We start from the raw sequence: 23,521 nt of genomic DNA on the forward strand, positions 1-23,521 counted from the left end.
GGGTCTCCTTGCGGTGTGAGGGGTATGATAGGGCAATACCGCATAATTCTAAGTGCCGAAGCTGCCGGAGCGGTGCTTAAGCCGTCAGGCGGGAATTGTGCGGTGTTGCCATAGGGATATTGTAGCACAGGGGTGCAGGCTTTGCAATTTTAAGGGCGGAGGTGTATGATGGAGAAAAGCAATCAGGAGGGGCTGTTATGGCGATTTATAAAGTGGATGGCCGTGCGCCGCAGGTGGGTGCGGCGGCGTTTGTGGCGGACAACGCCACGCTGGCGGGGGATGTGACCCTGGCCGAGGAGAGCAGCGTCTGGTACGGCGCGGTGCTGCGGGCCGATACCGGGCGGATCACCGTTGGTGCGGGCAGCAACGTGCAGGACAACGCCGTGCTGCACACCGGCCCGGGGCTGGATGTGGTGGTTGGACGGAATGTGTCCATTGGCCACAGTGCCGTGGTGCATGGGTGTACCGTGGGGGATGATTGTCTGATCGGCATGCACGCCACGATTTTGAACGGTGCGGTGATTGGGGCCGGCTCGCTGGTGGCAGCGGGGGCCCTGGTGACGGAAAATGCCGTTATCCCGGCGGGGAGCCTTGTTGTGGGGGTGCCGGGAAAGGTGGTTAGGACGGTTTCGGAGAAACAGAAAGCTTCTATTGCGGCAAATGGGGAGGAATACCGGCATCTGGCCGAGGTGCATGCCGGAGCGGTGCTTAAGCCGTCAGGCGGGAATAAGAAAATCATGCTATAATACCCACAAATGAAGATGTGCGAGGTGCTGAAAATGGCTTTACAAATTGCAGTGTTGTCTACCAGCCGGATCGTGGCGGAGGTAATGCGGGAGATCGGAAACTGGCCGGAGGTCGAGGTGACGGCGATTGTCTGCCGGCCGCAGAGCGCCGAGAAGGCCCATGCCTGGGCGGCGGAATACGGCGTGCCGGCCGTGTATACCGACGAGGCCGCAGCCTACGCGGCGGGCGGGTTCGATGCCGTGTACATCGGCACGGCCAACCACCTGCATTATGCGGCGGCCAAGCGGGCGCTGCAGGCGGGGTATCATGTGCTGCTGGAAAAGCCCTTCACCGCCACAGCGGCCGAGGCGCGGGAACTGTTTGCCCTGGCGGACGCCAAGGGGCTGGTGCTGATGGAGGCTATCACGATCCCCTACCTGCCGCAGTACGCCTTTTTGCAGGCCGAGCTGCCCAAGATCGGTGAGGTGCGCGGCGCGATGGCCAGCTTCTGCGCCCGCAGCGCCCGGTACGATGACTACCTGAAGGGCATCTGGAACACCACCTTTGACCCGGCCTGTCTGGGCGGTGCGCTGAACGACATGAACGTTTACAATCTGCACCTGCTGTGCGGGCTGCTGGGCGTGCCCGGCCGGGCCGAGTACCGCCCCAGCTGCGGGCCAAACGGCATAGATACTGCCGGTCTGGCGCTGCTGGACTACGGCGGGTTCACAGCAGCGGCGCTGGCCGCCAAGGACAGCGAGGGCCGCAACGGCATGGTTTTGCAAGGGCCGGGCGGTTACCTGGTGGTGGAGGGCGGCACCAACGCCCTGCCCGTGGTGTACAGTGTACTGGGCGGCGTGCGCGGCGGCGGCACCCGTGTGGACGGCCCCAAGCCGGAACGCCACCGTATGGCCTATGAATTTGCGGAGTTTGCACGGATCATTGCGGAAAAAGACGCGGATGCCGAGGCTGCAGCCCGGATGCGCACCATGCGGGTGATGGAACTTTTGGACGTGCTGCACGAGAAATAAGGCGCGACCCAGAGCAGCCCCCTCGCAGAGGGGGCCTTTTGTGTACGGTCCTACAAAATGTGTGAATAAACCCATCGTCCCCGGTCCAAACTAACGGCATACACAAATTTTGCCGAAAGGACCGGGGACGATGGAGCATTTGAAGCATTTTTTTAAGCAGAAGGGGCTGTATCTGGCCTGTCTGGCGGTGGTGTTTGCGGCCACGGCGGCCGGGGTGCTGGCGCTGCGCAGTGTCTTGAACCATGTTGTTGAGCTGACCGGCACCGCACAGGAGGAGACCCCATGGCAGGACGATACGACCGTAAACAAACCCGATACGACCCAGCCCGAGCCGGTGCGCACGCCTGCGCCTGCCTCATCGGCATCGCCGTCCTCGGATGTTGCTTCCGGTGTGCCCGCTGCATCGCCCACACCCGCCGCTTCTGCCGCGCCGTCCGGTGCTGCGGCAAAGTCTTCGGACTTCTGGCAGGGTAAGGTGCTGGCCCCCTACAGCGGCGACGAGCTGGTGTACAATGCAACCCTAGGCGATTGGCGGACGCACAATGGCGTGGATGCTGCCGCTGCTGCCGGGGATGAGGTGCCCGCCGTGAAGGGCGGGCGGGTCTCTGTTGTGGAGGACGATGCGCTTTGGGGCGGCGTGGTGGAGATCGTTGATGCAAACGGCTGCACCTGGCGGTATTGCGGGGTTACACCCAGCTGTGTTGTGGGCGGCGATGCGGCCGCCGGGGATGTGATTGGGGTGGTCGCGGCCATCCCTGCCGAGGCGGATTTGGCTTCCCATGTGCATCTGGAGTGTTTGAAAGATGGGGCTTGGATGAAGCCGGAAATTTGATTCTTAATATTGCATTGCGGTTTAATTGCATTGCGGTTTATCGGCCCTGCCTACCTTGCGGCAGGGCCTTTTATCATGGGATTTTCCCGTTAGGCCTACCTTTTTGTGACCCAAAAAAGGTAGGCTTGCCGGTGGATGCTGTTATAAAAAAGAGGGGCCGCGTGACGGCCCCTCTTGCAAGGTGGAAATATAAAGTTTATTCATCAGAAACCTGATAATTGCGGGTATTCAGCATGCGGGTGGCGTTGAGGACGGCCAGGACCATGACGCCGACGTCGGCAAAGACGCCCCACCACATGTTGGTGATGCCAAGGGCCGTCAGGACCAGGCAGACGGCCTTGACCGCCAGGGCGAAAACGATGTTCTCGTAGGCGATGCGCATGCACTTGCGGGAGATGCGCATGGCCAGGCTGATCTTGGCCGGGTCGTCGTCCATCAGCACGATGTCGGCGGCCTCGATGGCGGCGTCGCTGCCCAGGGCGCCCATGGCGATGCCGATGTCGGCACGCATCAGGACGGGGGCGTCGTTGATGCCGTCACCCACGAAGGCCAGCTCGGTCCTGGGCCTCTTTGCAGCCAGCAATTTTTCAACCCATTCCACTTTATCCGCAGGCAGCAGGCCGCCGTGAACCTCCTGCACGCCCAGCTCCTTGGCCACGTACTCGCCCACGCGGGGGGAGTCGCCGGTCAGCATGACGGTGTGCACGCCCTGCACGATCAGCTGGATGATGGCCTGCTTGGAGGTGGGCTTGACCTCGTCGGAGATGACCAGAAGGCCGCGGAATTTGCCGTCCACCGCGATGTAGACCACTGTGCCGAACTTGCCGTCGCCCTCGCCGTTCTGGTACATGTTGACGTTTTCAGCGTCCATCAGCTTTTTGTTGCCGGCCAGCACCCAGTGGCCGTCGACCTTGGCCTTGACGCCCTGGCCCGCGATCTCTTTCGCTTCGGTCACGCGGCGGGGGTCCAGGTCGGGGCAGGCCCGCTGGATGCTTTTGGCGATGGGATGGTTGGAGACGCTCTCGGCCAGGGCGGCGTACTCCATCATCTGCAGGTCGTAGGCCTTGCCGTTGATGGGGATGACCTGGGTGACCTTGAAAACGCCCTTGGTCAGGGTGCCGGTCTTATCAAACACAGCTATGCTGGTTTTGGACAGGGCCTCGAGGTAGTTGCCGCCCTTGACCAGGATGCCGCACTTAGACGCGCCGCCGATGCCGCCGAAGAAGGTGAGGGGGATGGAGATGACCAGCGCGCAGGGGCAGCTGATGACCAGGAAGGTCAGGGCGCGCATGATCCAGTCCAGCCAGTTGCCCAGGAACAGCGGCGGCACAAAGGCCAGCACCAGCGCGCCGATGCAGACGGCCGGGGTGTAGTAACGGGCAAACTTGGTGATGAAGTTCTCGATGGGAGCCTTCTTCAGGCTGGAATTTTCCACCAGATCGAGAATTTTTGCCACGGTGGAGTCGTCGTAGAGGGTGGTGGTCTCGATGCGGAGGATGCCTTCCTCGTTGACGCAGCCGCTGATGACGTCGTCGCCGGGGCGCACGGTGCGGGGGCGGCTCTCGCCGGTCAGGGCGGCGGTGTTCAGGGTGGATTCGCCGGAGACGACCTTGCCGTCCAGGGGGATCTTCTCGCCGGGTTTGACCACGATGATGGAGCCGATCTCCACAGCGTCAGGGTCGACCACGCTGACGTTGCCCTCGGCGTCCTCCAGGTTGGCGCTCTCGGGGCGGATGTCCATCAGGGCGGTGATGCTACTGCGGCTCTTGCCCACGGCGTAGGACTGGAACAGCTCGCCGATCTGGTAGAACAGCATAACGGCCACGCCCTCGCTGTACTCGCCGCAGGCGACCGCGCCGACCGTGGCGATGGCCATGAGGAAGTTTTCGTCGAAGACTTCGCCGTTTTTGATGCCCATGAAGGCTTTGCGCAGGACATCATGGCCGATGACGAGGTAGGGCACCAGCCACAGGATGAGCTGGACGAACCACGGCAGGGCAACAAAGTGGAAGAGCAGCGCCAGGGCCACCGTGAGGATGGCAGCAATGATGATGCGCTGCAGCGTCCTTTTTTGCTTTTTGTTCATGGTGTGGGACCTCCGTTAGGGGTATAGAAAAGCCTCCCCTTTGAGGGGAGGTGGCCACGTAAGCGGCCGGAGGGGTGGCTGCTTTAGCTGAGTATTTTTAGGGGGATGCAATTGCTCTACAAGGGAGCCACCCCTCACCCGCTGCGCGGGAGCTCCCCTCGGAGGGGAGCCTTTAAGCGGATTTTACAGCTCGATCTCAAAGTCGGGTTCGACTTTCTTGGCGACCTTGACGGCTTCCTGCAGGACGGCATCGAACTTGTCGTCGTCGGCTTCCAGCATCATTTTCTGGGCCATAAAGCTGATGCTGGCGTTGGTGACGCCGGGCAGCTCCTTAACGGCGGTCTCGATCTTAGCGGCGCAGTTGGCACAGTCGACTTCGATAGCAAACTTCTTTTTCATGGCGGTGGACTCCTTTATAATAAAATTTAAGTTAAAGGCAATACCGCATAATTCTAAGTGCCGATACAGCGAGCGAGGTGCGGTAGCTGCTAAGCCAAAAGCGCAGATAATACTTTGTGTATTATCGAGCATTTTGGCAACGCAGATGCCGTGCCGCAGCCGCCGTAGCGGTGCTTAAGCCGTTAGGCGGGAATTGTGCGGTGTTGCCTTAAAGGGGAAACGGGGTTGGGGCTAAGGGGAGCCGATCACTCCTCGACGTGGTCCATGCCGAGGGAGATCATGCTGCGGACGTGGTCGTCGTCCAGCGAGTAGTAGATGGCTTTGCCGTCCCGCCGGAACTTGACCAGCTTGCTGGTTTTGAGCACCCGCAGCTGGTGGCTGACCGCGCTTTGCGAGATGCCCACGACCTGGGCAATATCGTTGACGCAGAGCTCACTCTCGAATAAAGCATACAAAATTTTGATGCGGGTGGAATCCCCGAACACCCGGAACAGCTCGGCCAGGTCGTAGAGGATCTCATCGTCGGGGAGATCGTTTTGCAGCCTGGCGATGGCGGCATCGTCCAGAGGCTGGGTGGATGGGGGATTTTCGATAGGGGCGATGTCTGGCATGGGGTGATTCATCCTTTCATATGTTTATCTGCTCATATGTTAGCATGATAACGAGGCGTTGTCAATAGGATTTGATATTTTTTTGGCGGGCGGCTGCGGGCACACTGCTTTTAACAGGCGGCTTTCGGTGTCCGCCACCCTGCGGCGCTTCACTTGTTTTAACGGTATACCGATTTTTTATGTCTCTTTTGGGTCTCCGAAAGGAACACAGAAAGGCAGTATGCCGTAATAAAAAGGGCCACCGCAAGGTGGCGGCCCTGGGCGGGCACGCGCTTTGCGGTGGCTTTCAAATAATTTGGCTTACACCTGCACAGGCGGGATAAAGCCCGGTTCGCCAGGGAGAATGACATTGCTGTTGGCAAGCATCCGACGGAACTCTTCTTCGGGGAAGTCGAAGTAGACCTCCTTGAACATGGTGGTATCGTTGACCAGAATCTTCCAGGGGGCACCGTCCGGCTGCTGCAGGAACATGATGCCGGTCACACCCTCCAGGGCTTTGATGGCTTCGTCCTGCCAGAAATTGGGGGACGGCGTGACGAAATAGTGGTCCACCATGCGGCCGTTGTGGAAATCATGCTCGATGGTGGCCGGGAGTTCGCCCTCGGCCTGGGTGGAGAGATACTGCAGGTGCAGGTTGGTGAAATCTTCGGCAGTCATGGGAAACCTCCTTATAAAAGAAAAGCTCCCCGCAGAAGGGAGCCTTTCTCAGAAGAACATGGGAAATCAGACGCGCAGGCTGGCGCTTTCGGGCTCGTTGCTGCCCTCGTCGAACTGGTAGTCGTTGCCGGGCAGGAGGGCGTTGAGCAGGATGCCCGCGATGGCGGCGATGGCCAGGCCGGACAGGTTGATGCTGACGCCGGCGATGGCGAAGGTGATGCCGCCCACCGAGTTGAAGCCCAGGGCGCAGACCAGGATGACGGCGGCGATGATCAGGTTGCGGCTGTTGGAGAAGTCGACGCGGTTCTCGACCACGTTGCGCACGCCGATAGCGGAGATCATGCCGTAGAGCACGAAGCTGATGCCGCCTACGATGCCGGAGGGGATGGTGTTGATGATGGCCTCAAACTTGGGGCAGAAGCTCAGGATCATAGCAAAGACAGCGGCGATGCGGATGACCAGGGGATCGTAGATCTTGGTCAGGGCCAGGACGCCGGTGTTCTCGCCGTAGGTGGTGTTGGCGGGGCCGCCCAGCAGGCCGGCCATGGCAGTGGCAAGGCCGTCGCCCAGCAGGGTCTTGTTCAGGCCCGGATCGCGGATATAGTTTTTGCCGGTGGTGGCGCTGATGGCGGCGATGTCACCGATATGCTCCATCATGGTGGCCAGGGCAATGGGCACGATGGTGAACACCGCGCTGATGAAGGTCTCGCTGCCGTCCATGGCAAACAGACCCATGCTGTCCTTATGGATGGGGATGCCGAACCAGGCGGCGGCACCGATGGCCTGGTAGTCCACCGCGCCGGTGACGAGGGCCACCGCGTAGGCAACCAGCACGCCGATGAGGATGGGCAGGATCTTGACCATGCCCTTGCCCCAAATGTTGCAGACGATGACCGTTGCCAGGGCCACAAAGGCCAGCAGCCAGTTGGACTGGCAGTTGGAAATGGCGCTGGGGGCCAGGATCAGGCCGATGGCGATGATGATGGGGCCGGTGACCACCGGCGGGAAGAAGCGCATCATTTTACGGATGCCGAAGGCGGAGATCAGCGCGCTGAACAGCACGTAGACCAGGCCGGACAGGGCGACCGCAGCGCAGGCGTAGGGCAGATTCTCGGGGTTGGCACCGCCGTTGGTGACAATGGTGAAGCCGCCCAGGTAGGCAAAGCTGGAACCCAGGAACGCGGGCACCTTGCCCTTGCACAGAAAGTGGAACAGCAGCGTGCCCAGACCTGCGCAAAGCAGCGTGGTGCTGACGCTCAGGCCCGTCAGCAGCGGGACCAGCACCGTTGCGCCAAACATGGCAAACATGTGTTGGGTGCCCAAAATCAGCAGTTTGGGCGTGCCCAGGGATTTGGCATCGTAAATGCCTTTGGAGTAATCGATCTTTTCGCTCATGACATCCTCCTGTCAGTTGGCGGCGCTGCGGGTCCTGCCGCGGGGCGGACGCAGCGCACAAAGGCCGCAAAAAAAGGGAACAGCTGTGTGTTTAACAACTGCTCCCTCGCTTTCCTATATAGTATAGCGGGTTTTGCGGGGAATTGCAAGATGGAAGAGGGAATTTGGTGAAATTTGGTGCGGACGGCCCGCCGGGGCAATTGTGGCGGGCCGGGGGATGTGGTATAATAAGGCGGCAATTTTTGGGGCCGCGGGAATACAGGGGGCGATGCCTGCATCGCTCCGCCATCAGGCAGGCGGCCGGCGGGCCGATGACGAGCATCGGCCCCTACATGTGTGATGTGGCTTGATTATAGGAGGATACCATGATACAAGTTGGATGCAAAGGGCATGCGGCGCTGCGGGTGACCACCGAGAACACCGCCCGGGCGATGGGCAGCGGCGAGCTGCCGGTGCTGGCGACCCCCGCCGTGGCGGCGCTGGTGGAAAAGACCTGCTGGCAGGCCATCGCGCCAGAACTGGAGCTGGGCATGACCACCGTAGGCACTAGTTTGCAGCTGGCCCACACCGCGCCGACGCCCATCGGGATGGTGGTGCAGTGCGATTGCGAGGTTTTGGAAGTGACCGACCGCCGGGTGCGTTTTGGGTTCCGCGTGTATGATGATGTGACCGAGGTGGCCGGCGGGGAACATGAACGGTACCTTGTGGATGCCGAACGGTTTTTGAAAAAAGCCGAGAGTAAAATTTGATTGTTTTGTTTTAGTTTGTTTTAGTATGTTGCTATGCGGGCGTCACCACCATGCGGTGACACCCTTTTATCATGGGTTGCATCCGTTAAGGCAAGAGCGCGGCCGCGGCATAAGAACATGGATCAATAAATCGCGTCTTCCCGCCAGTGGGCCAGGCGGTGGACGGTGTCTTCGGATTCAACGAAGCCGTCTTTATCATCGGCGTGGGCATCGGGGGCGTAGGATCGCATCACGCCGGGGGAACGGCCCTGCAGGTATTCTTTGGCCTGTTTTTGGCGGCAGGGGACGGTGTGGGTTAATGTTTCCTCGGAGATAATATGCTTCTTTTTCATCGTGATTGCTCCTTTCACGGGCAGGCCGATGACGAGCATCGGCCCCTACGGTGGGGGATACTTTCCATAAAGTAAGTGTTCCCGCAATTCCACTGGCCATCCCCGCCAAAATATGGTATACTGTTTCCTATGCCAAACAAAGGAGCGAACCAAATGGAAGTCACGATCAATCAGGTCATCCTGCACCTGCTGGACCCCGGCGCGTCGGAGCCGATGCTGTCCGACCGGCCCATGGAGATGGATGCCGACCTATTTGAATATTTCACCGCCGTGCTGGAGAAGGCTTTCGCCAGCGACGAGGTCAAAAACTGCCGGTTCCTGCCGGACTCTGCCTTTGCTGCCGAGATGGCCCACAACAACGATTTTGTCGATATTTCGCGCAGAATTGCGGGCGTCATCTTTGAGCAGATGCTGCAGTATCCCACCATCCCGGCGGGCGATCTGGCCGTGGTGGATTTTAACTACGGCGCGGTGCCCCACTACGGCGTGCTGAAGCTGAACTACCGCCCCGGCTACACCCACAACACCCAGGTACTGGGCAACGGGCAGGTCAGCAGCATGGTGCCCCAGCGCACGCTGCTGCCCGGCACCCCCAAGGCCGACGAAGCCGCGCTGATCGACCGCGCCAACGGCGTGGTGCGGTTGATCGAGAAGAAGTACACCATCGACGACAAGAAGGATTTTTACCTGTCTACGCGGGTTTTTGGCTGCACCGAGGCCATGCAGGAGAAGGCCAAGCTGAAGGCCGTCTGCGAGACCGCCGTGGCCGCCGTGAAGGAAGCCTACCCCGAGACCGACGACCTGGACGATGTGCCCCCCTTTGACGGCGGCACCGAGACCGCTGTGGAGCTGCTGGTGCGCAACCAGGCCGTGGACAACCAGATCGCCGTCGAGGATGTGCGCAGCCGCATCCGGGAGAATTTCCCCCTGGCAGCGCCGAAATTTGAGGAGGCTCTGGCCGAGACCGGCGTGCGGGAAGACGACCGCATGACCGTAAGCCCCGCCCGCATACGCAAGCTGGAAAGCCGCAGCTTTAAAACCGAATCCGGTATCGAGATCAAAATTCCGGCAGAGTTATGCAGTTCCGACGATGCCGTCGAGTTTATCCACAGTGCCACCGGCGGGTTGAGTTTGCTTATCAAAGACGTGCTGGTGTAAATTTTGCATAGGAAAAGGGAGTCTCCCGTGGATGGGAGGCTCCCTTTTTTATTGGAAATTTAAGAGATAAAGGATGAGAAAAGCGGGCAGAGGATGGCGGTCATGACGCCGGCGACGGCGACGGCCAGGCCGCTCATGGCGCCTTCGACTTCGCCCATCTGGAGGGCTTTGCTGGTGCCGACGGCGTGGGCTGCGGTGCCGATGCCGATGCCCCGGGCGATGGGGTGGGTGATGTGGCAGAGCTTGCAGACCGTCTCGGCCATGAGGGCACCCAGGATGCCGGTGAGGATGACGATGGCGCCGGTCAGGGCTGCGATGCCGCCCAGCTCCTTGCTGACATCCATGCTGATGGCTGTGGTGACCGACTTCGGCAGCAGGGTGATGTACTGGCTGTGGTCCAGCCTCAGCAGCAGGGACAGCACCAGAACACTGCCCAGGCTGGCCAGTGTGCCTGCCAAAATACCCATGACGATGGCAAGTACATTTTTGCGCAGCAGGTCCCATTTTTCGTACAGGGGGACCGCCAAGCTGACCGTGGCCGGCAGCAGCAGGTAATTGACTGGCGAGGCGCTGGCCTTGTAGGACGCGTAGGGGATGCCGCAGACGCTTAAAAACACGATGACAAACACCGTGCCCAGCAGCAGCGGGTTGAAAACAGCTTTACCCGTTTTGTGGTTGATGAGGGTACCCAGGGCAAACGCTGCCAGCGTGAGCAGCACGCCCCAGGTGGCTGAGGTGGACAGAAAATCATTGAGCATCGTCATTTGCTAATTCCTCCTCCAGTTCGGGCTCGGCCTTGGCGAACCGCTGGGTGACACGGCCCGCCGTGGCCATGACCAGGAAAGTGACCGGCACCAGCGCGATGAGCACCGGCAGCAGCATGGCGTGAAGCTCCGCCCACAGGTCCATGACGCCTGCGGCGGCGGGGACGAACAGCAGCGGGAAGATGCCGATGAGGAACAGCGCCGCCGTGCGCACCTGTTCCAATTTGACCCACCCCAGTTTGAGGGCGGCCAGCAAAAGCAGCAGGCCGTAGACGCTGGCCGGGATGGGGAGGGGCAGGAAGTTATAGCAGAGCTCGCCGGCGAAGCAGAATACCATAATGCGGAGAAATTGGAAAATAAGGTCCATTGTAGATTACCTTCTTTGTGTGGAGATGAATGGGGGATCATCGGGAAAAATGGGCGCACAAAAGCCGCCATCGGGTGTTTGGAGGAAGTGAGTCCCGACAGCGGCAGTGGATAATTTATTTGTGAGGAACTTAATAAGCAGAGAACGAGAAGGCGCGAAGTAGAGGCCGCGCTAACAAAAGCTAAGTAGAGGTTTATTCAGCGGCGGCGGGCTGGTCGGGGCGGACCATCTCGCGGACGGCGGAGACGATGTTTTCTGCCGTCAGGCCGTAGTCACGCAGGACTTCGGCGGCGGGGCCGGAGTGACCGAACTGGTCCATGACGCCGATGCGGCGCACGGGGACGGGCAGCTTTTCGGCCACGACAGAGCAGACAGCCTCGCCCAGGCCGCCGATGATGCTGTGCTCTTCCACCGTGATGATGCGGCGGCACTCGCGGGCGGCGGTGAGGATGATGTCCTCGTCGATGGGCTTGATGGTGGGCATGTTGATGACCCGGATGGCGATGCCCTGGCGCTTGGCCAGCACGGCGGCGCGCAGTGCCTCGGGGACCATCAGGCCGGTGGCGATGACCGCGATATCGTAGCCGTCGGTGAGCTTTTCGCCCTTGCCGATCTGGAACTGATAGGTCGCAGGATCGTGGAAAACCGGCGTGGCCAGGCGGCTAAAGCGCAGGTAGACGGGGCCGTTGTAATCGTAGGCGGCGATGACTGCGGCGCGGGCCTCGACGTCATCGGCCGGGCTGAGGATGACCATGCCCGGAATGGAGCGCATGAGGGCGATGTCCTCGCAGCACTGGTGGGAGGCGCCGTCCTCACCGACAGACAGGCCGGCGTGGGTGGCAGCGATCTTGACATTCAGGTGGGGGTAGCCGATGGAGTTGCGGATCTGCTCGAAGCCGCGGCCCGCCACGAACATGGCAAAGCTGGACACGAACGGCACGTAACCCATGGTGGACATGCCAGCGGCTACGCCGACCATGTTCTGCTCGGCAATGCCGCAGTCAAAGTGACGGTCCGGGAACTCTTTGCGGAAGATCTCGGTCTTGGTGGCGGCGGCCAGGTCGGCATCAAAGACGACCAGGTTGTCGGCGCCCTGGCGGGCAAGCTCCACCAGCGTGTTGCCGTAGCTTACACGGGTGGCAATTTTTTTCATATCAGCCATTGATCAGCTCAAGCTCCTTCTCCAGAGATTCATGGGCGGCGCGCAGCTCGTCCATGGCCTGTGCGTACTCTTCGTCGTTGGGGGCCTTGCCGTGCCAGTCGACGGCATTTTGCATGTAGCTGACGCCCAGGCCCTTGGTGGTGCGCAGCAGGAAGCAGGTGGGCTTGCCGCTGCCATGGCTCAGGTCAAACATCTTGAAAGCCTGCTCCAGCTCCGCAAAGCTGTTGCCGTTGCAGACGATGGTGTTGAAGCCGAAGGCATCCATCTTTTTATCCAGCGGCTCGCTGTTCATGACCTCGCGGGTGGGGCCGTCGATCTGCAGGCCGTTGACATCGACCATGATGCACAGGTTATCCAGCTTGTAGTGGTTGGCGAACATGAAAGCTTCCCAGCATTCGCCTTCCTCGACCTCGCCGTCGCCCAGCAGGGTGTAGACGTTGATGTCGCTGCCGGCCTGCTTGGCGGCCAGTGCCATGCCGCAGGCGGCGCTGACGCCCTGGCCCAGAGAGCCGGTGCTCATGTCCACACCGGGGACGGTGTTCATGTTGGGGTGGCCCTGCAGGTAGCTGTTGGAGTGGCGCAGGGTGGGCAGGTCAGCCACGGGGAAAAAGCCGCGCTCGGCCAGCGTTGCGTACAGGGCAGGGGCGCAATGGCCCTTGCTGAGCACGAAGCGGTCGCGGGCAGGATCCTGGGGCTGCTCGGGGTCGACACGCATCTCACGGAAATACAGATAGGTCAGCACGTCTGCGCAGGACAGGCTGCCGCCCGGATGGCCGCAGCCTGCGCCGTGGGTGCCCTCAATGACGCCCATCCGCACACGGGTCGCAGTCAGCTTTAACTGCAGCGTTTCCATTTTTGTCATAATCAAGTTCCTCCGGTCCCGTTTGGGGTTTTGTTGGCGGCAGGCTGCCTGCCGGGGCGCAGAGCTTTACATAGTATTATGTAAAGAGAAACGCGCGGCCCGGCGGGAGATAGTATACCGCAACATAATTCACTACTTTATATTATACACGGTTTCGGCACGGGTGCAAGAGATTTTATGGAAATTGTCGGATTTTAACGGTCTGACAATTTTTGGAGTTTTTGATTTGCAGGGGCGGCCTGGTCAGGGCCAATTCTTCTGCAGGGGGATACGGTCTTGCTAACGGATGTGACCCATGATAAAAGGCCCTGCCGCAGGGGAGGCAGGGCCGGAGCGGTGCTTAAGCCGTTAGGCGGGAATTGTGCGGTGGTGCCTAAAGAAAAACTCAGCACAGCGGTGCCACCAAACGCAGGCAGGCGCTGAGCATGCTGCCTAAAAATCCATTTCGGCAGTCGTCGGGGCCGAGGCGGCGGGAAACGGACTCGATGCCGTCGAGATCGCGGCGGATGTCGGAGAGGACCTCGCCGCCGTAGAGGACGGTGCTGTTCTCAAAGTGGAGATACAGGCTGCGGTAATCCAGATTCACCGTGCCTACCGCGGCCGCGCGGTCATCAATAAGCCACGTTTTAGCGTGCAAAAAGCCAGGCGTGTAGCTGTAAATCTTTACGCCCGCCTTGAGCAGATGCGGGAAGTAACTGCGGGACAGCTGGTAGATGGTCTTTTTGTCCGGCACGCCAGGGGTGTAGATGCGCACGTCCACGCCGCGCTTGGCGGCCAAACTTAAACAGGTGAGCAGGTCGTTGTCCAAAATCAGGTAGGGCGTGCAGATGCGCAGGCTGTGCAGGGCCTGGTTGATGAACTCCAGATACACATTTTTGGCTACCACTTCCCGGTCGACGGGGCTGTCGGCAAAGGGCTGCACCAGCGTGCCGCCGGTAGGGGCCACGGGGGCGACCTGCGGCAGCAGCTTGTCGTAATCCGACGTTTCATCAGGAAAATGTGCCCGCCAGAACGTGAGGAACACGTTCGCATAGCTGCGGGCGGCGGGGCCTTCCAGGCGGACGCCGCTGTCCTTCCAGTGGCCGAAACGAGTCACTTTATTGATGTATTCATTCGCCAGATTCACGCCGCCGGTGTAGGCGATGCGGCCGTCCACCACCATGATCTTGCGGTGGTCGCGGTTGTTCAGCACCAGATTCAGCACCGGCACGCAGCGGTTGAAACTGAACGCCCGGATGCCGTCGGCACGCAACAGATCTACATAGTTGTGGGGCAGCAGGCTCAGGCAGCCGGCATCGTCGTAGATGACGCGAACGTCCAGGCCGGAGGCGGCTTTCTGCCGCAGGATCTCGTGGATCTGGCCCCACATCTCGCCCATGCCGATGATGAAGCTTTCCACAAAAATGCTGTGCTGCGCGGCCTGCAGGTCGGCCAGCATATCGGGCAGCATCACATCGCCCACGGGGTAATACCTGACGGCGGTGCCGCCGAAAACGGGCGAAGCAGCGTAGTTTTGCAGGTAATCAGCGGTCTCGGCCAGGCGCGGGTCGCGGCGGGCCAGCTCGGCGCGGGCGGCGGGGTCGCCGGTGCGCAGGGGCGCCAGCTCGGCCTCGGCACGCTCCATGCGGCGGCGCAGGGGGATGGCCGGGCGCTTATTGCCCCACATTAAATACAGGAGGCCGCCCTGCACGGGCATGAGCATGAACAAAATCATCCAGCTGATTTTAAATTCCGGCGCGGTGGAGTCCTTGCGGACCAGCGCCAGGCACATCAGCGCGCTGACGGCGAGCCCCACGCGGGAGATGAGGTGCGAGTAGTCGCTCAGCCAGTAAAACACGCTGAACAGCCACACCGCCTGCGCCAGCACGAGCACGACTGTGACCACGGTGCGGCTGAAGACGATGGACAGGGCGCGGTGCAGCAGCCAGCGCCAATCTTTGGGTTTGTGCAGTTTTTGCATAGATGCGTCCTTTTTGATGAAAAGGGGAACAAAAAGCCCCCTCGGCACGGCCTTGCGGCAACGAAAACCGGGGGGGGTATTGCAAACAGCTATACCCAAGCTACAGCCGAAAGCAAACACAGAAATTATGCGCAGCACCGTTTGTTGCGGGCTGCCGGGGCGAATCAGGCGTGGAGACGTGCGTCGATAGCGGCCATGCAATCGTCCATGGTCAGGAACGTGACGGCGCAGTCAGAGCCGATAAACCAGCGTTCTTCCCCGTTGCAAACGATCTTGCGGATCAGTTTGCCGTGGTACTCCGTCTGGATGTAGATCCCATTCGGCATGTGGTCAGCCCTCCTTACATTTATATGTATTATGGGGGCGTCCCCCGGATCGAACTTGAACTGGTATTATTATCGCATATTTGAAGGTATTTGACAAGTGGGAGAAGTGACAGATATTTTGGAATTTTGGGGGTTATTTTCTACGCAGCAAGGTATACATTTTGTACGGTTTTACGTGATGTTTTATCGCCTTGGATTGACTTTGGAGGGTTGCTTTCGGTGTTCCGCCACCATGCGGCGGACACCTCGATATGAGTTTGCAACTTACCAAGGCCTACCTTTTTTTGGTCACAAAAGAGTACGCATAACGGCTATATGCCGTTAAAACGAGTGAAGCGCCGCAGGGTGGCGCGGAGCGAGAGTCGCGTGGCTAAAGGGGCCACCCCTCACCGCCTGCGGCGGAGCTCCCCTCGAGGGGAGCCTTTCATAGCGCAACAATAAAGAACAATTTATTGTATTCCTCCCGCGACTATGGTATACTTGCCTTGTATGTACTCGCAAAAGTGTACTAAAATTTGTAACGGGCGTGAGCCTGTTTTGGGAGGAAACCCCCTATGAAGTATCTCTCCTACGGCGAGCGGGCGTTTTTGCGCGGGCACCTCAACCGCGTGCGGCATGTTACGCTGGACCCAGACGGGCCGGGCGTCGTGCGCATCCACCTTATCCCCTGCACCAAGCCCGACCGCGATACGCCGTTTGTGGCCATTTTGAACGGCCAGGATATTCTGCCGCTCAACCTCAGCTGGGCCATTCTGCTGACCAACCTGATCGAGGCGCTGCAGCCCCATGCGGGGACTGAGTTAAAGGACTCCGACTGGTCGGCCATCAACGCCCAGGCAGTGGCGGCTACCCGTAAAATTTATCGTAAGACCGAACCTTTGCAGATCGAATCCGATTTGCAGATGATGCTGGATACCCTTATCGCCGTGGCGCGGGGCAAGGAGCCGCCGCTGCACATCCAGCCGATCTCGCTGGCCCAGTACGCCCCCCGCATGGCCGCGCCCCACCGCATGGACCTGATGATCTCCACGATGGTGAAGGACAACGCCTGGCATTGTAATCAAAAATGTTTGCACTGCTACGCCGCCAACCAGCCCCTTTCCGCCGTGCCCGAAATGGACACCGACCAGTGGCTGGCGGTGATTGAAAAATGCCGCAGCATCGGCATACCGCAGCTGACTTTTACCGGCGGCGAGCCGACGCTGCGCCAGGATCTGGTCAAGCTGGTGCAGGCTGCGCAATGGTTTGTAACGCGGCTGAACACCAACGGCCGCATGCTGACCAGCGCCCTGTGCAAGGACCTGCGCGCTGCCAGCCTGGACGCAGTGCAAATTACGTTCTATTCTGCCGACGAGGCCGTGCACAACGAGCTGGTGGGCGTGGACGGTTACACCGACACCGTGAACGGCATTAAGAACGCACTGGCCGCCGGCCTGAACGTGAGTTTGAACACGCCGCTCTGCAGCCTGAACAAAGATTATCGTGCTACCGTTGAATTTGCCCACAGCCTGGGCATCCGGTACCTGACTTGCAGCGGGCTGATCCCGGCCGGCAACGCGGCGGAGTCGGCCAGCAAAAGCGTGCGGCTGACCCCCGAGGCGCTGACCGAGGTGCTGCGCCCTGCGATGGATTTTGCGCTTTCTCACGGCATGGAAGTGAACTTTACCAGCCCCGGCTGGCTGGACGAGGACACCCTGACCGGGCTGGGATTTACCCAGATCCCCAGCTGCGGCGCGTGCCTGAGCAACATGGCGGTGGCGCCCGACGGCACCGTGCTGCCCTGCCAGAGCTGGCTGACCGGCCACGGCTTGGGCCATATTTTGCGCACCCCGTGGAACCGCATCTGGCGAAGCCCGGAGTGCGGCACGATCCGGGTGGAGAGCGCCCGGATGAAGCGGCTGTGCCAGCTGGGGGATACCCCGATGCAGGAGGGTTTTTAAATGTTTCAGCGTAAGCGCTGGGGCGGTGTGGGGAAAGTTCCACGCGGCTTCGTATGCAGTTTTCTGTTATTGATTTTTGTATTGATTTTTGTTGCAGCGTCCCTGCTGTTCCCGCTGTCTGCCCGGGCGGAGAGCGGGCAGGCGGATCTGGACGGGCTGGCGCCGTATGCGGACGACGGGGATCTGGATTATATTCCCGACTACTTCGTTACGGTGGACCTGCGGGAGGATGGCTCGGCGGACATTGTCTACGACATCACCTGGCAGGTCATCGGCGGCGACCAGACCGACTACCTCTCCTGGGTCAAGATCGGCCTGCCCAACGCCTACGCCGAGGACCTGACCCCGCTGACCGACACCATCTCCGATTTGCAGTACACCGGCGACGGCGGCAGCTACGCCAAGGTTGTGTTTGCACGGCGGTATTACTCGCCCGAGGTGGCCGCCCAAAACGGCGGCGAAAGCCGGGTGCGGTTCGCGTTCTCGGTGCATCAGAGCCACCTGTTTTCCTTGAATAGTGACGGTACAGCGACATTTGAGTTCACGCCCGGCTGGTTTGACGACCTGGTGGTGGAGCACATGCAGGTGCGCTGGCGCAGCGGCGACGGCTTTGTGGCCGACAACAGCAGCGAGGAAGACGGCTACCTGATTTGGGATTTTGGCCCCATGGGCCACGGCCAGAGCGCCAACATCCACGTGACCGTGCCGGTGACGACGGCCGAGACCTTTGACCCCGACGCCCAGCTGACGGCGGCGGATTACGACGACGGCGGCATGACCGCCGATGAGATGATCGGCATCCTGACGGTGGTGATCGGGCTGCTGATTTTTGCCGCAGCACTGATTATTATTGTCGGCTCGATGACACCGGACTGGGGCGGCGGCTTCGGCAGCGGGCTGGACCCGGACGACTGGTTCTGGTACACCAACGGCGTACACACCATCCATGTGGCCCGCACCGCACCGCCCCCCAAGGGCTACACCCGCACCGACCCGCCGAAAAATTACCATACCGGCGGCGGTTCTTCCCGCGGCGGCGGCGTGGGGCGGCACAACAGCGGGTGCGCTTCCAGCTGCGCCTGCGCCTGTGCTTCCAGCTGCGCGTGTGCCTGCGCCTGTGCGGGCGGCGGCCGTGCCGGATGCACTGCAAAAGATTTTTACACGTACAAACTGCCCCATAAGGCGGACCGGGAGGATGACCAATGAGCCTGGAAGATCAGTATGATGCCTGGGTGCGCGGCCTGATGGGCGGTAAAAAATACGCCGCTACGTCGAAACAGGCCGAGGAGGCCAGCGACGCCGTGCAGCAGATGCAGGCAAGCCTGGACGCGCTGACCGCTGCCCAAAAGCGGCAGAGTGCGGCAGGCTCGGCGCTGGATGCTGTGCAAAAAGCGGGCGCTGCCACCGCCGAGAGCGTGCGGAAAATGAGCAGCGAGCTGACGAGATCGCTGCATCAGGACGGGCTGCTGGGCGGGACCACCGCCGCGCCGGCTGCCGAACCGAAAAACGCGGACAAGCCCGTGAACACGGATTTTAGCGGTGCAGCGGATAAAATTAAAGCGCAGGTGTTGGGGCAGGACGCCTTTGTGACGGCGCTGGTCAAGGCGTTCCGCCGCCCCTTTGTGATGGGCACGGCGGGGGACACCGGCCGCGCCCGCAACCTGATGCTGCTGTGCGGCCCCAACGGCACCGGCCGCCACTACGCGCTGACCTGCGCGGTGGAGGAGCTGGCCGACCGGGGGATCTTGCGCAGCGCGGCCATTGAGCGGATGGACTTATCGCTCTATCCCGGCCCGGCCCAGGAAAAATTATTTTTACAGGATCTGTATGCGGCGCTGCAGTCCGATGCCGAGGTTTTGGCCTTTGACCACTACGAGGGCTGCGCGGCCAATTATTTAAATATGTTGTCGACACTGGCCATCGAGGGGACGCTTTCGCTGAGCAGCCGCTACGTGCTGCAGCGGGGCATCCTGGTGGACGTGGGCACCGCGCTGGCGCCAGGAGCCATCGGAGAATTGACGGCCGGCGGTAAATATTTTGTGTTTTTCTCCAACAAGGACGAGGCCGCGCTGGCCGATACCTTTGGGGCGCGGTTCGTGGATGCACTGGCCGGGGACGTCTGCCGCACCCAGGCCTTTACCCCCGAGGCGCTGGCCGCCGTGGCCGCCCGCGAGCTGAACTGGCTTGCGCAGCGTGTGCGCAAACAATGCGGTCTGGCGCTGTCCATGGGGGCCGACGTGCGCGATCTGCTGGCCGCCCAGTACGGCAAGACTACCGGCATGCAGGCCATGCGGGATTACTGCGAGACCGCCTACCGCGCCCTGGCCGAGTACGTGCTGGACGCGGAGGAGCCGCCCGCCGACGGCACACCCGCCGTGCTGACCGCTGCGGATGGAAAATTGCTGCTTAGCGTAAATGGCGGCGAGCCCTTTGACCTGCTGGCCCTGCTGCCCCAGCAGTACCGCGGTGACGTGGATGCCGTGGAGGCCGAGCTGGACGAGATCGTTGGTTTGGCTGAAGTGAAAAATTATGTGCGTGACATCGCCAAAAATGTGCAGGCCCAGCAGCGCCGCAAGGCCCAGGGCCTCAAGGTGGCCGAGGTCAACATGCACATGATCTTTACCGGAAACCCCGGCACCGGCAAAACCACCATCGCCCGCATTTTGGCGAAATATCTCAAGGCCATCGGTGCGCTGCGCGGCGGCCAGCTGGTGGAAGTGACCCGTGCGGACCTGGTGGGCCGGTATGTGGGGCACACCGCGCCCCTGACCAACACCGTGATACAGAGTGCGCTGGGCGGTGTGCTTTTCATCGATGAAGCGTACAGTTTGTACCGCGGGGGCGAGGACAGCTTCGGGCTGGAGGCCATTGATACCCTTGTGAAAGGCATTGAGGATAACCGGGGCGACCTGGTCGTAATTTTGGCCGGGTATACCAAGGAGATGCAGCTGTTTTTGTCGGCTAACTCGGGTTTGGCGAGCCGGTTCCCGAACCAGATCGAGTTCCCGGATTACACCGGCGAGGAGCTGTACCGCATTACCTTGTCGATTGCCAAGAGCAAGGGGTATCATTTGGACGAAAGCTGCCGGGATGTGCTGATCCAATGGTATGATGAGCAGCAGGCGGCGGATGCCGCGACCAACGGCAACGGACGTATGGCCCGGAATGTTTTGGAAAAGGCTATTTTGAACCAGGCAAAACGGCTTATTGCTGACGCCGACGCGGATCTGGCGCTGCTGCTGCCGGGGGATTTTGAATTGGATTGATTTGATTTTAATAGCAGCCTTCAAGAGGGACCACCATGCGGTCCCTCTTTCTTTTTAAAACGAGTGCGCCGCCGCAGGGTGGCGCGGAACGAAAGCCGCCGCAGCCTTAAAAAATCTCAAAAAATATTGCATTTTCGCTTAAAACTGTGTATGATATACTACGATACTTATAGTAGAGGAGTATGCCCCAATGGCATCATTGCGCGAAGAAATTGAATCCCGGCGCACGTTTGCGATCATCTCGCACCCCGACGCCGGTAAAACTACACTGACCGAAAAACTCCTGCTCTACGGTGGGGCTATCCAGACCGCCGGCTCCGTGAAGGGCAAGCAGAGCGCCAAACACGCTGTCTCGGACTGGATGGACATTGAGAAACAGCGCGGAATCAGCGTTACATCGTCTGTTCTGCAGTTCAACTACCAGGGCAAGTGCATCAACATCCTGGACACCCCCGGCCACCAGGATTTCTCCGAGGATACCTACCGCACCCTGATGGCCGCCGACTGCGCTGTCATGGTCATCGACGCGGCCAAGGGCGTTGAGGCACAAACCATCAAACTGTTCAAAGTTTGCACCCTGCGCCACATCCCCATCTTTACCTTCGTCAACAAGATGGACCGCGAAGCCCGCGACCCGTTTGAACTGATGGAGAACATCGAGGAAATTTTGGGCATCAAGACCTACCCGATGAACTGGCCCATCAGCTGCGGCAAGGATTTTAAGGGCGTGTACGACCGCACCGCGCGCCGCGTGCTGGCGTTTGAGAGCGACGGCCGCGCCAACGGCGTGAAGATGGTGGACGAGATCGAGGCCGAGCTGGGCGACCCCCGCCTGGACGAGCTGATCGGCGCGGCCAACCACGCCAAGCTGGCGGAGGATATTGAACTTTTGGACGGTGCAGCGGAAGAATTTGACCTGAACGCTGTGCAGCACGGCGAGCTGAGCCCCGTGTTCTTCGGCTCGGCACTGACCAACTTTGGCGTGGAACCGTTTTTGAAGGAGTTCCTGCGCCTGACCCCCACCCCGCTGCCCCGCAAGGACAGCGTGACCGGCGAGCTGGTCGACCCGTGCAGTGAACAATTTAGCGGCTTTGTGTTCAAAATTCAGGCCAACATGAACAAAAACCACCGCGACCGCATCGCGTTTTTGCGCATCTGCTCCGGCAAATTTGAGCGCGGCATGGAGGCTTTCCACGTCCAGGAGGGCAAAAATATCAAGCTCGCCACCGGCACCAGCCTGATGGCCGACGACCGCGCCATCGTCAGCGAGGCCTACGCGGGCGACATTATCGGCCTGTTTGACCCGGGCGTCTTCTCCATTGGCGACACTTTGTGCACCGGCAAAAAGCATGTGCAGTTCGCCGGCATCCCCACCTTTGCGCCCGAGCACTTTGCCCGCGTGACCCAGGTGGACACCATGAAGCGCAAGCAGTTCGTGAAGGGCATGGAGCAGATCGCCCAGGAGGGCGCTATCCAGATCTTCCGCGACCTTGGCTCCGGCATGGAGGAGGTCGTTGTCGGCGTGGTGGGCGTGCTGCAGCTGGAAGTGCTGGAGTACCGCCTGAAAAACGAGTACAACGTGGATATCCGCATGCAGACCCTGCCATACGAGCATCTGCGCTGGGTGCTGAATGACCCGGACGAGCTGGACATAAAGCACCTGGACCTGACCAGCGACACCCGCGCCATCGAGGATATGAAGGGCAACCCGCTGCTGCTGTTTGGCAGCCCGTGGAGCATCAACTGGGCCGAGCAGCATAACCCCGACCTGAAGCTGTCCGAGTTCGGCAACCTGACGTTCTAAGGGGGATGCTTTGTGCTGACTGAGGTAAAAAAGCACCTTACACCGAAACAAATCCGGGCGGATGCAGAGTTCTTCTTTCTGCTGAACCTGGGGCTTGTGGCCACTGCCGCAGGCATCGCCCTGTTTAAAACGCCCAACCATTTTGCGTTTGGCGGCACGTCGGGCCTGTCCATCGTGCTGGCGACGCTCTTCCCGCGATTTAACGTAGGTGCGTTCATGTGGGTGGTCAACGCCGTGCTGGTGGTTTTGGGGTTCATCTTCCTTGGCATACGTTCCATGGGATGGACGATTTACTCATCGTTTGCACTTTCTTTTTATGTGTCCGCTTTTGAATGGGCTGTACCTTTACGTGCGCCGTTGACCAACGATGTGTTTCTGGAGCTTTGCTACGCGGTGATCCTGTCGGCCGTGGGCGCGGCCATCGTCTTCAACATTGGCGCATCCACCGGCGGAACCGACATTGTAGCGATGATTTTGAACAAGTACACCTCCATGCCGGTGGGCCGCGCCCTGATGGTCAGCGACTTAGGGATCGTGCTGGCGGGGGCTTACCTGTACGGGCCGGCCACCGGGCTGTACTGCATTTTGGGCATGATCTTGAAAAGCACCGTGGCGGACAGCGCGATTGAAGGTATTAACCTGCGGAAGGTTTGTACCGTCGTGACCTCCCAGCCGGAACCGGTGCGGGATTTTATCGTGAACCAGCTGCATCGTTCGGCCACCATGGAGCAGGCCCAGGGTGCCTACACCCACGAGGAAAAGTGGGTGCTGGTTACTGTGTTGACCCGCGGACAGGCGCAAAAATTACGGCTGTTCGTACATTCGCTGGATGAACATGCGTTTATTACGATTGTGAACAGCAGTGAGATCGTGGGTAAAGGGTTTCGGTCTATTTGATTTTTTGATTTTAATAGCTGCCTTACGGGCGTTGCCACCATGCGGCAACGCCCTTTTTTATTGGCTTCTGGCCGGTAAGCCTACCTTTTTTGTGACCAAAAAAGGTAGCGAAAAAAGTCTCGCTGTTGCGAGGCAGCGAACCCCGCCCAAGGGGCTACTCGCCCCTTGGAACCCCAAAGTTGTGGTCAGCCGCCCCA

The 23,521-nt window shown here is 60.3% G+C and carries 22 protein-coding genes; 10 read left to right on the forward strand and 12 right to left on the reverse strand.

The features are described 5' to 3' along the window. Positions 1–197: 197 nt before the first annotated feature. From OGM81_07105 to OGM81_07115, 3 genes are all read left to right on the forward strand, one after another. Positions 198–746: a gamma carbonic anhydrase family protein gene (locus OGM81_07105; GenBank protein UYJ44873.1), complete on the forward strand. Its 549-nt coding sequence runs from the start codon at positions 198–200 to the stop codon at positions 744–746. 33 nt (positions 747–779) lie between these two features. Further along, complete coding sequence (locus OGM81_07110) at positions 780–1,757, forward strand: Gfo/Idh/MocA family oxidoreductase (protein UYJ44874.1); 978 nt, start codon at positions 780–782, stop codon at positions 1,755–1,757. A gap of 130 nt (positions 1,758–1,887) precedes the next feature. Then, entirely contained in the window at positions 1,888–2,589 is a 702-nt protein-coding gene (locus OGM81_07115; GenBank protein ID UYJ44875.1) for a M23 family metallopeptidase, read from the forward strand. A gap of 196 nt (positions 2,590–2,785) precedes the next feature. Here the strand turns inward: OGM81_07115 and OGM81_07120 are convergent, their stop codons facing one another. The 5 genes from OGM81_07120 to OGM81_07140 all read right to left on the reverse strand — a co-directional run bounded on the left by OGM81_07120 (position 2,786) and on the right by OGM81_07140 (position 7,737). Beyond that, positions 2,786–4,675 carry a heavy metal translocating P-type ATPase gene (locus OGM81_07120; GenBank protein UYJ44876.1) on the reverse strand — a complete coding sequence of 630 codons (1,890 nt, stop codon included), beginning with the start codon at positions 4,673–4,675 and terminating at the stop codon, positions 2,786–2,788. A gap of 183 nt (positions 4,676–4,858) precedes the next feature. Beyond that, entirely contained in the window at positions 4,859–5,074 is a 216-nt protein-coding gene (locus tag OGM81_07125) for a cation transporter (protein ID UYJ44877.1), read from the reverse strand. 245 nt (positions 5,075–5,319) lie between these two features. Beyond that, positions 5,320–5,685, reverse strand: a complete 366-nt coding sequence (locus OGM81_07130) for a metalloregulator ArsR/SmtB family transcription factor (protein UYJ44878.1) — start codon at positions 5,683–5,685, stop codon at positions 5,320–5,322. Between the two features lie 300 nt (positions 5,686–5,985). Continuing rightward, positions 5,986–6,342 carry a hypothetical protein gene (locus tag OGM81_07135; GenBank protein UYJ44879.1) on the reverse strand — a complete coding sequence of 119 codons (357 nt, stop codon included), beginning with the start codon at positions 6,340–6,342 and terminating at the stop codon, positions 5,986–5,988. A 66-nt stretch (positions 6,343–6,408) separates the two neighbouring features. Then, positions 6,409–7,737 carry a uracil-xanthine permease family protein gene (locus OGM81_07140; GenBank protein ID UYJ44880.1) on the reverse strand — a complete coding sequence of 443 codons (1,329 nt, stop codon included), beginning with the start codon at positions 7,735–7,737 and terminating at the stop codon, positions 6,409–6,411. A gap of 365 nt (positions 7,738–8,102) precedes the next feature. Here OGM81_07140 and OGM81_07145 point away from each other — a divergent pair, with 365 nt between their 5' ends. After that, complete coding sequence (locus tag OGM81_07145) at positions 8,103–8,486, forward strand: thioesterase (GenBank protein ID UYJ44881.1); 384 nt, start codon at positions 8,103–8,105, stop codon at positions 8,484–8,486. A gap of 122 nt (positions 8,487–8,608) precedes the next feature. Here OGM81_07145 and OGM81_07150 read toward each other — a convergent pair whose 3' ends face one another. After that, a complete protein-coding gene (locus OGM81_07150) occupies positions 8,609–8,818 on the reverse strand; it encodes a hypothetical protein (protein UYJ44882.1) in 210 nt (69 codons plus the stop codon). A gap of 153 nt (positions 8,819–8,971) precedes the next feature. Here OGM81_07150 and OGM81_07155 point away from each other — a divergent pair, with 153 nt between their 5' ends. Next, positions 8,972–9,976: a nucleoid-associated protein gene (locus OGM81_07155; protein ID UYJ44883.1), complete on the forward strand. Its 1,005-nt coding sequence runs from the start codon at positions 8,972–8,974 to the stop codon at positions 9,974–9,976. Between the two features lie 59 nt (positions 9,977–10,035). Here the strand turns inward: OGM81_07155 and OGM81_07160 are convergent, their stop codons facing one another. The 6 genes from OGM81_07160 to OGM81_07185 form a co-directional block, all read right to left on the reverse strand. Continuing rightward, a complete protein-coding gene (locus OGM81_07160; GenBank protein ID UYJ44884.1) occupies positions 10,036–10,740 on the reverse strand; it encodes an LrgB family protein in 705 nt (234 codons plus the stop codon). Beyond that, a complete protein-coding gene (locus tag OGM81_07165; protein UYJ44885.1) occupies positions 10,724–11,107 on the reverse strand; it encodes a CidA/LrgA family protein in 384 nt (127 codons plus the stop codon). The genes OGM81_07160 and OGM81_07165 overlap by 17 nt, the downstream gene beginning before the upstream one ends. A gap of 193 nt (positions 11,108–11,300) precedes the next feature. Continuing rightward, the gene (locus OGM81_07170; protein ID UYJ44886.1) at positions 11,301–12,269 is read right to left on the reverse strand and encodes a transketolase family protein; all 969 of its coding nucleotides are present in this window, start codon (positions 12,267–12,269) and stop codon (positions 11,301–11,303) included. Then, positions 12,262–13,131 (reverse strand): transketolase, encoded by an 870-nt coding sequence (locus tag OGM81_07175; GenBank protein UYJ44887.1) that lies wholly within the window; start codon positions 13,129–13,131, stop codon positions 12,262–12,264. Before OGM81_07175 ends, OGM81_07170 begins: the two co-directional genes overlap by 8 nt. 385 nt (positions 13,132–13,516) lie before the next feature. Further along, positions 13,517–15,091: a cardiolipin synthase gene (gene cls / locus OGM81_07180; GenBank protein UYJ44888.1), complete on the reverse strand. Its 1,575-nt coding sequence runs from the start codon at positions 15,089–15,091 to the stop codon at positions 13,517–13,519. Between the two features lie 164 nt (positions 15,092–15,255). Then, positions 15,256–15,417 carry a hypothetical protein gene (locus tag OGM81_07185; GenBank protein UYJ44889.1) on the reverse strand — a complete coding sequence of 54 codons (162 nt, stop codon included), beginning with the start codon at positions 15,415–15,417 and terminating at the stop codon, positions 15,256–15,258. A 554-nt stretch (positions 15,418–15,971) separates the two neighbouring features. Here OGM81_07185 and OGM81_07190 point away from each other — a divergent pair. From OGM81_07190 to OGM81_07210, 5 genes are all read left to right on the forward strand, one after another. After that, a complete protein-coding gene (locus tag OGM81_07190) occupies positions 15,972–17,357 on the forward strand; it encodes a radical SAM protein (protein UYJ44890.1) in 1,386 nt (461 codons plus the stop codon). Next, a complete protein-coding gene (locus tag OGM81_07195) occupies positions 17,358–18,563 on the forward strand; it encodes a hypothetical protein (protein ID UYJ44891.1) in 1,206 nt (401 codons plus the stop codon). Beyond that, positions 18,560–20,623 (forward strand): AAA family ATPase, encoded by a 2,064-nt coding sequence (locus OGM81_07200; GenBank protein ID UYJ44892.1) that lies wholly within the window; start codon positions 18,560–18,562, stop codon positions 20,621–20,623. The genes OGM81_07195 and OGM81_07200 overlap by 4 nt, the downstream gene beginning before the upstream one ends. Positions 20,624–20,813: 190 nt before the next feature. Next, entirely contained in the window at positions 20,814–22,427 is a 1,614-nt protein-coding gene (locus OGM81_07205; protein ID UYJ44893.1) for a peptide chain release factor 3, read from the forward strand. Between the two features lie 12 nt (positions 22,428–22,439). After that, complete coding sequence (locus OGM81_07210) at positions 22,440–23,324, forward strand: YitT family protein (GenBank protein ID UYJ44894.1); 885 nt, start codon at positions 22,440–22,442, stop codon at positions 23,322–23,324. The last annotated feature ends 197 nt before the right edge of the window (positions 23,325–23,521 follow it).

It is taken from the genome of Oscillospiraceae bacterium, assembly GCA_025758045.1.
Classification (GTDB): domain Bacteria; phylum Bacillota; class Clostridia; order Oscillospirales; family Ruminococcaceae; genus Gemmiger.

Coding starts and splice junctions, on each gene's coding strand:
- OGM81_07105 (UYJ44873.1), top strand. CDS start 198: ATGGCGATTTATAAAGTGGATGGCCGTGCGCCGCAGGTGGGTGCGGCG.
- OGM81_07110 (UYJ44874.1), top strand. CDS start 780: ATGGCTTTACAAATTGCAGTGTTGTCTACCAGCCGGATCGTGGCGGAG.
- OGM81_07115 (UYJ44875.1), top strand. CDS start 1,888: ATGGAGCATTTGAAGCATTTTTTTAAGCAGAAGGGGCTGTATCTGGCC.
- OGM81_07120 (UYJ44876.1), bottom strand. CDS start 4,675: ATGAACAAAAAGCAAAAAAGGACGCTGCAGCGCATCATCATTGCTGCC.
- OGM81_07125 (UYJ44877.1), bottom strand. CDS start 5,074: ATGAAAAAGAAGTTTGCTATCGAAGTCGACTGTGCCAACTGCGCCGCT.
- OGM81_07130 (UYJ44878.1), bottom strand. CDS start 5,685: ATGCCAGACATCGCCCCTATCGAAAATCCCCCATCCACCCAGCCTCTG.
- OGM81_07135 (UYJ44879.1), bottom strand. CDS start 6,342: ATGACTGCCGAAGATTTCACCAACCTGCACCTGCAGTATCTCTCCACC.
- OGM81_07140 (UYJ44880.1), bottom strand. CDS start 7,737: ATGAGCGAAAAGATCGATTACTCCAAAGGCATTTACGATGCCAAATCC.
- OGM81_07145 (UYJ44881.1), top strand. CDS start 8,103: ATGATACAAGTTGGATGCAAAGGGCATGCGGCGCTGCGGGTGACCACC.
- OGM81_07150 (UYJ44882.1), bottom strand. CDS start 8,818: ATGAAAAAGAAGCATATTATCTCCGAGGAAACATTAACCCACACCGTC.
- OGM81_07155 (UYJ44883.1), top strand. CDS start 8,972: ATGGAAGTCACGATCAATCAGGTCATCCTGCACCTGCTGGACCCCGGC.
- OGM81_07160 (UYJ44884.1), bottom strand. CDS start 10,740: ATGACGATGCTCAATGATTTTCTGTCCACCTCAGCCACCTGGGGCGTG.
- OGM81_07165 (UYJ44885.1), bottom strand. CDS start 11,107: ATGGACCTTATTTTCCAATTTCTCCGCATTATGGTATTCTGCTTCGCC.
- OGM81_07170 (UYJ44886.1), bottom strand. CDS start 12,269: ATGGCTGATATGAAAAAAATTGCCACCCGTGTAAGCTACGGCAACACG.
- OGM81_07175 (UYJ44887.1), bottom strand. CDS start 13,131: ATGACAAAAATGGAAACGCTGCAGTTAAAGCTGACTGCGACCCGTGTG.
- cls (UYJ44888.1), bottom strand. CDS start 15,091: ATGCAAAAACTGCACAAACCCAAAGATTGGCGCTGGCTGCTGCACCGC.
- OGM81_07185 (UYJ44889.1), bottom strand. CDS start 15,417: ATGCCGAATGGGATCTACATCCAGACGGAGTACCACGGCAAACTGATC.
- OGM81_07190 (UYJ44890.1), top strand. CDS start 15,972: ATGAAGTATCTCTCCTACGGCGAGCGGGCGTTTTTGCGCGGGCACCTC.
- OGM81_07195 (UYJ44891.1), top strand. CDS start 17,358: ATGTTTCAGCGTAAGCGCTGGGGCGGTGTGGGGAAAGTTCCACGCGGC.
- OGM81_07200 (UYJ44892.1), top strand. CDS start 18,560: ATGAGCCTGGAAGATCAGTATGATGCCTGGGTGCGCGGCCTGATGGGC.
- OGM81_07205 (UYJ44893.1), top strand. CDS start 20,814: ATGGCATCATTGCGCGAAGAAATTGAATCCCGGCGCACGTTTGCGATC.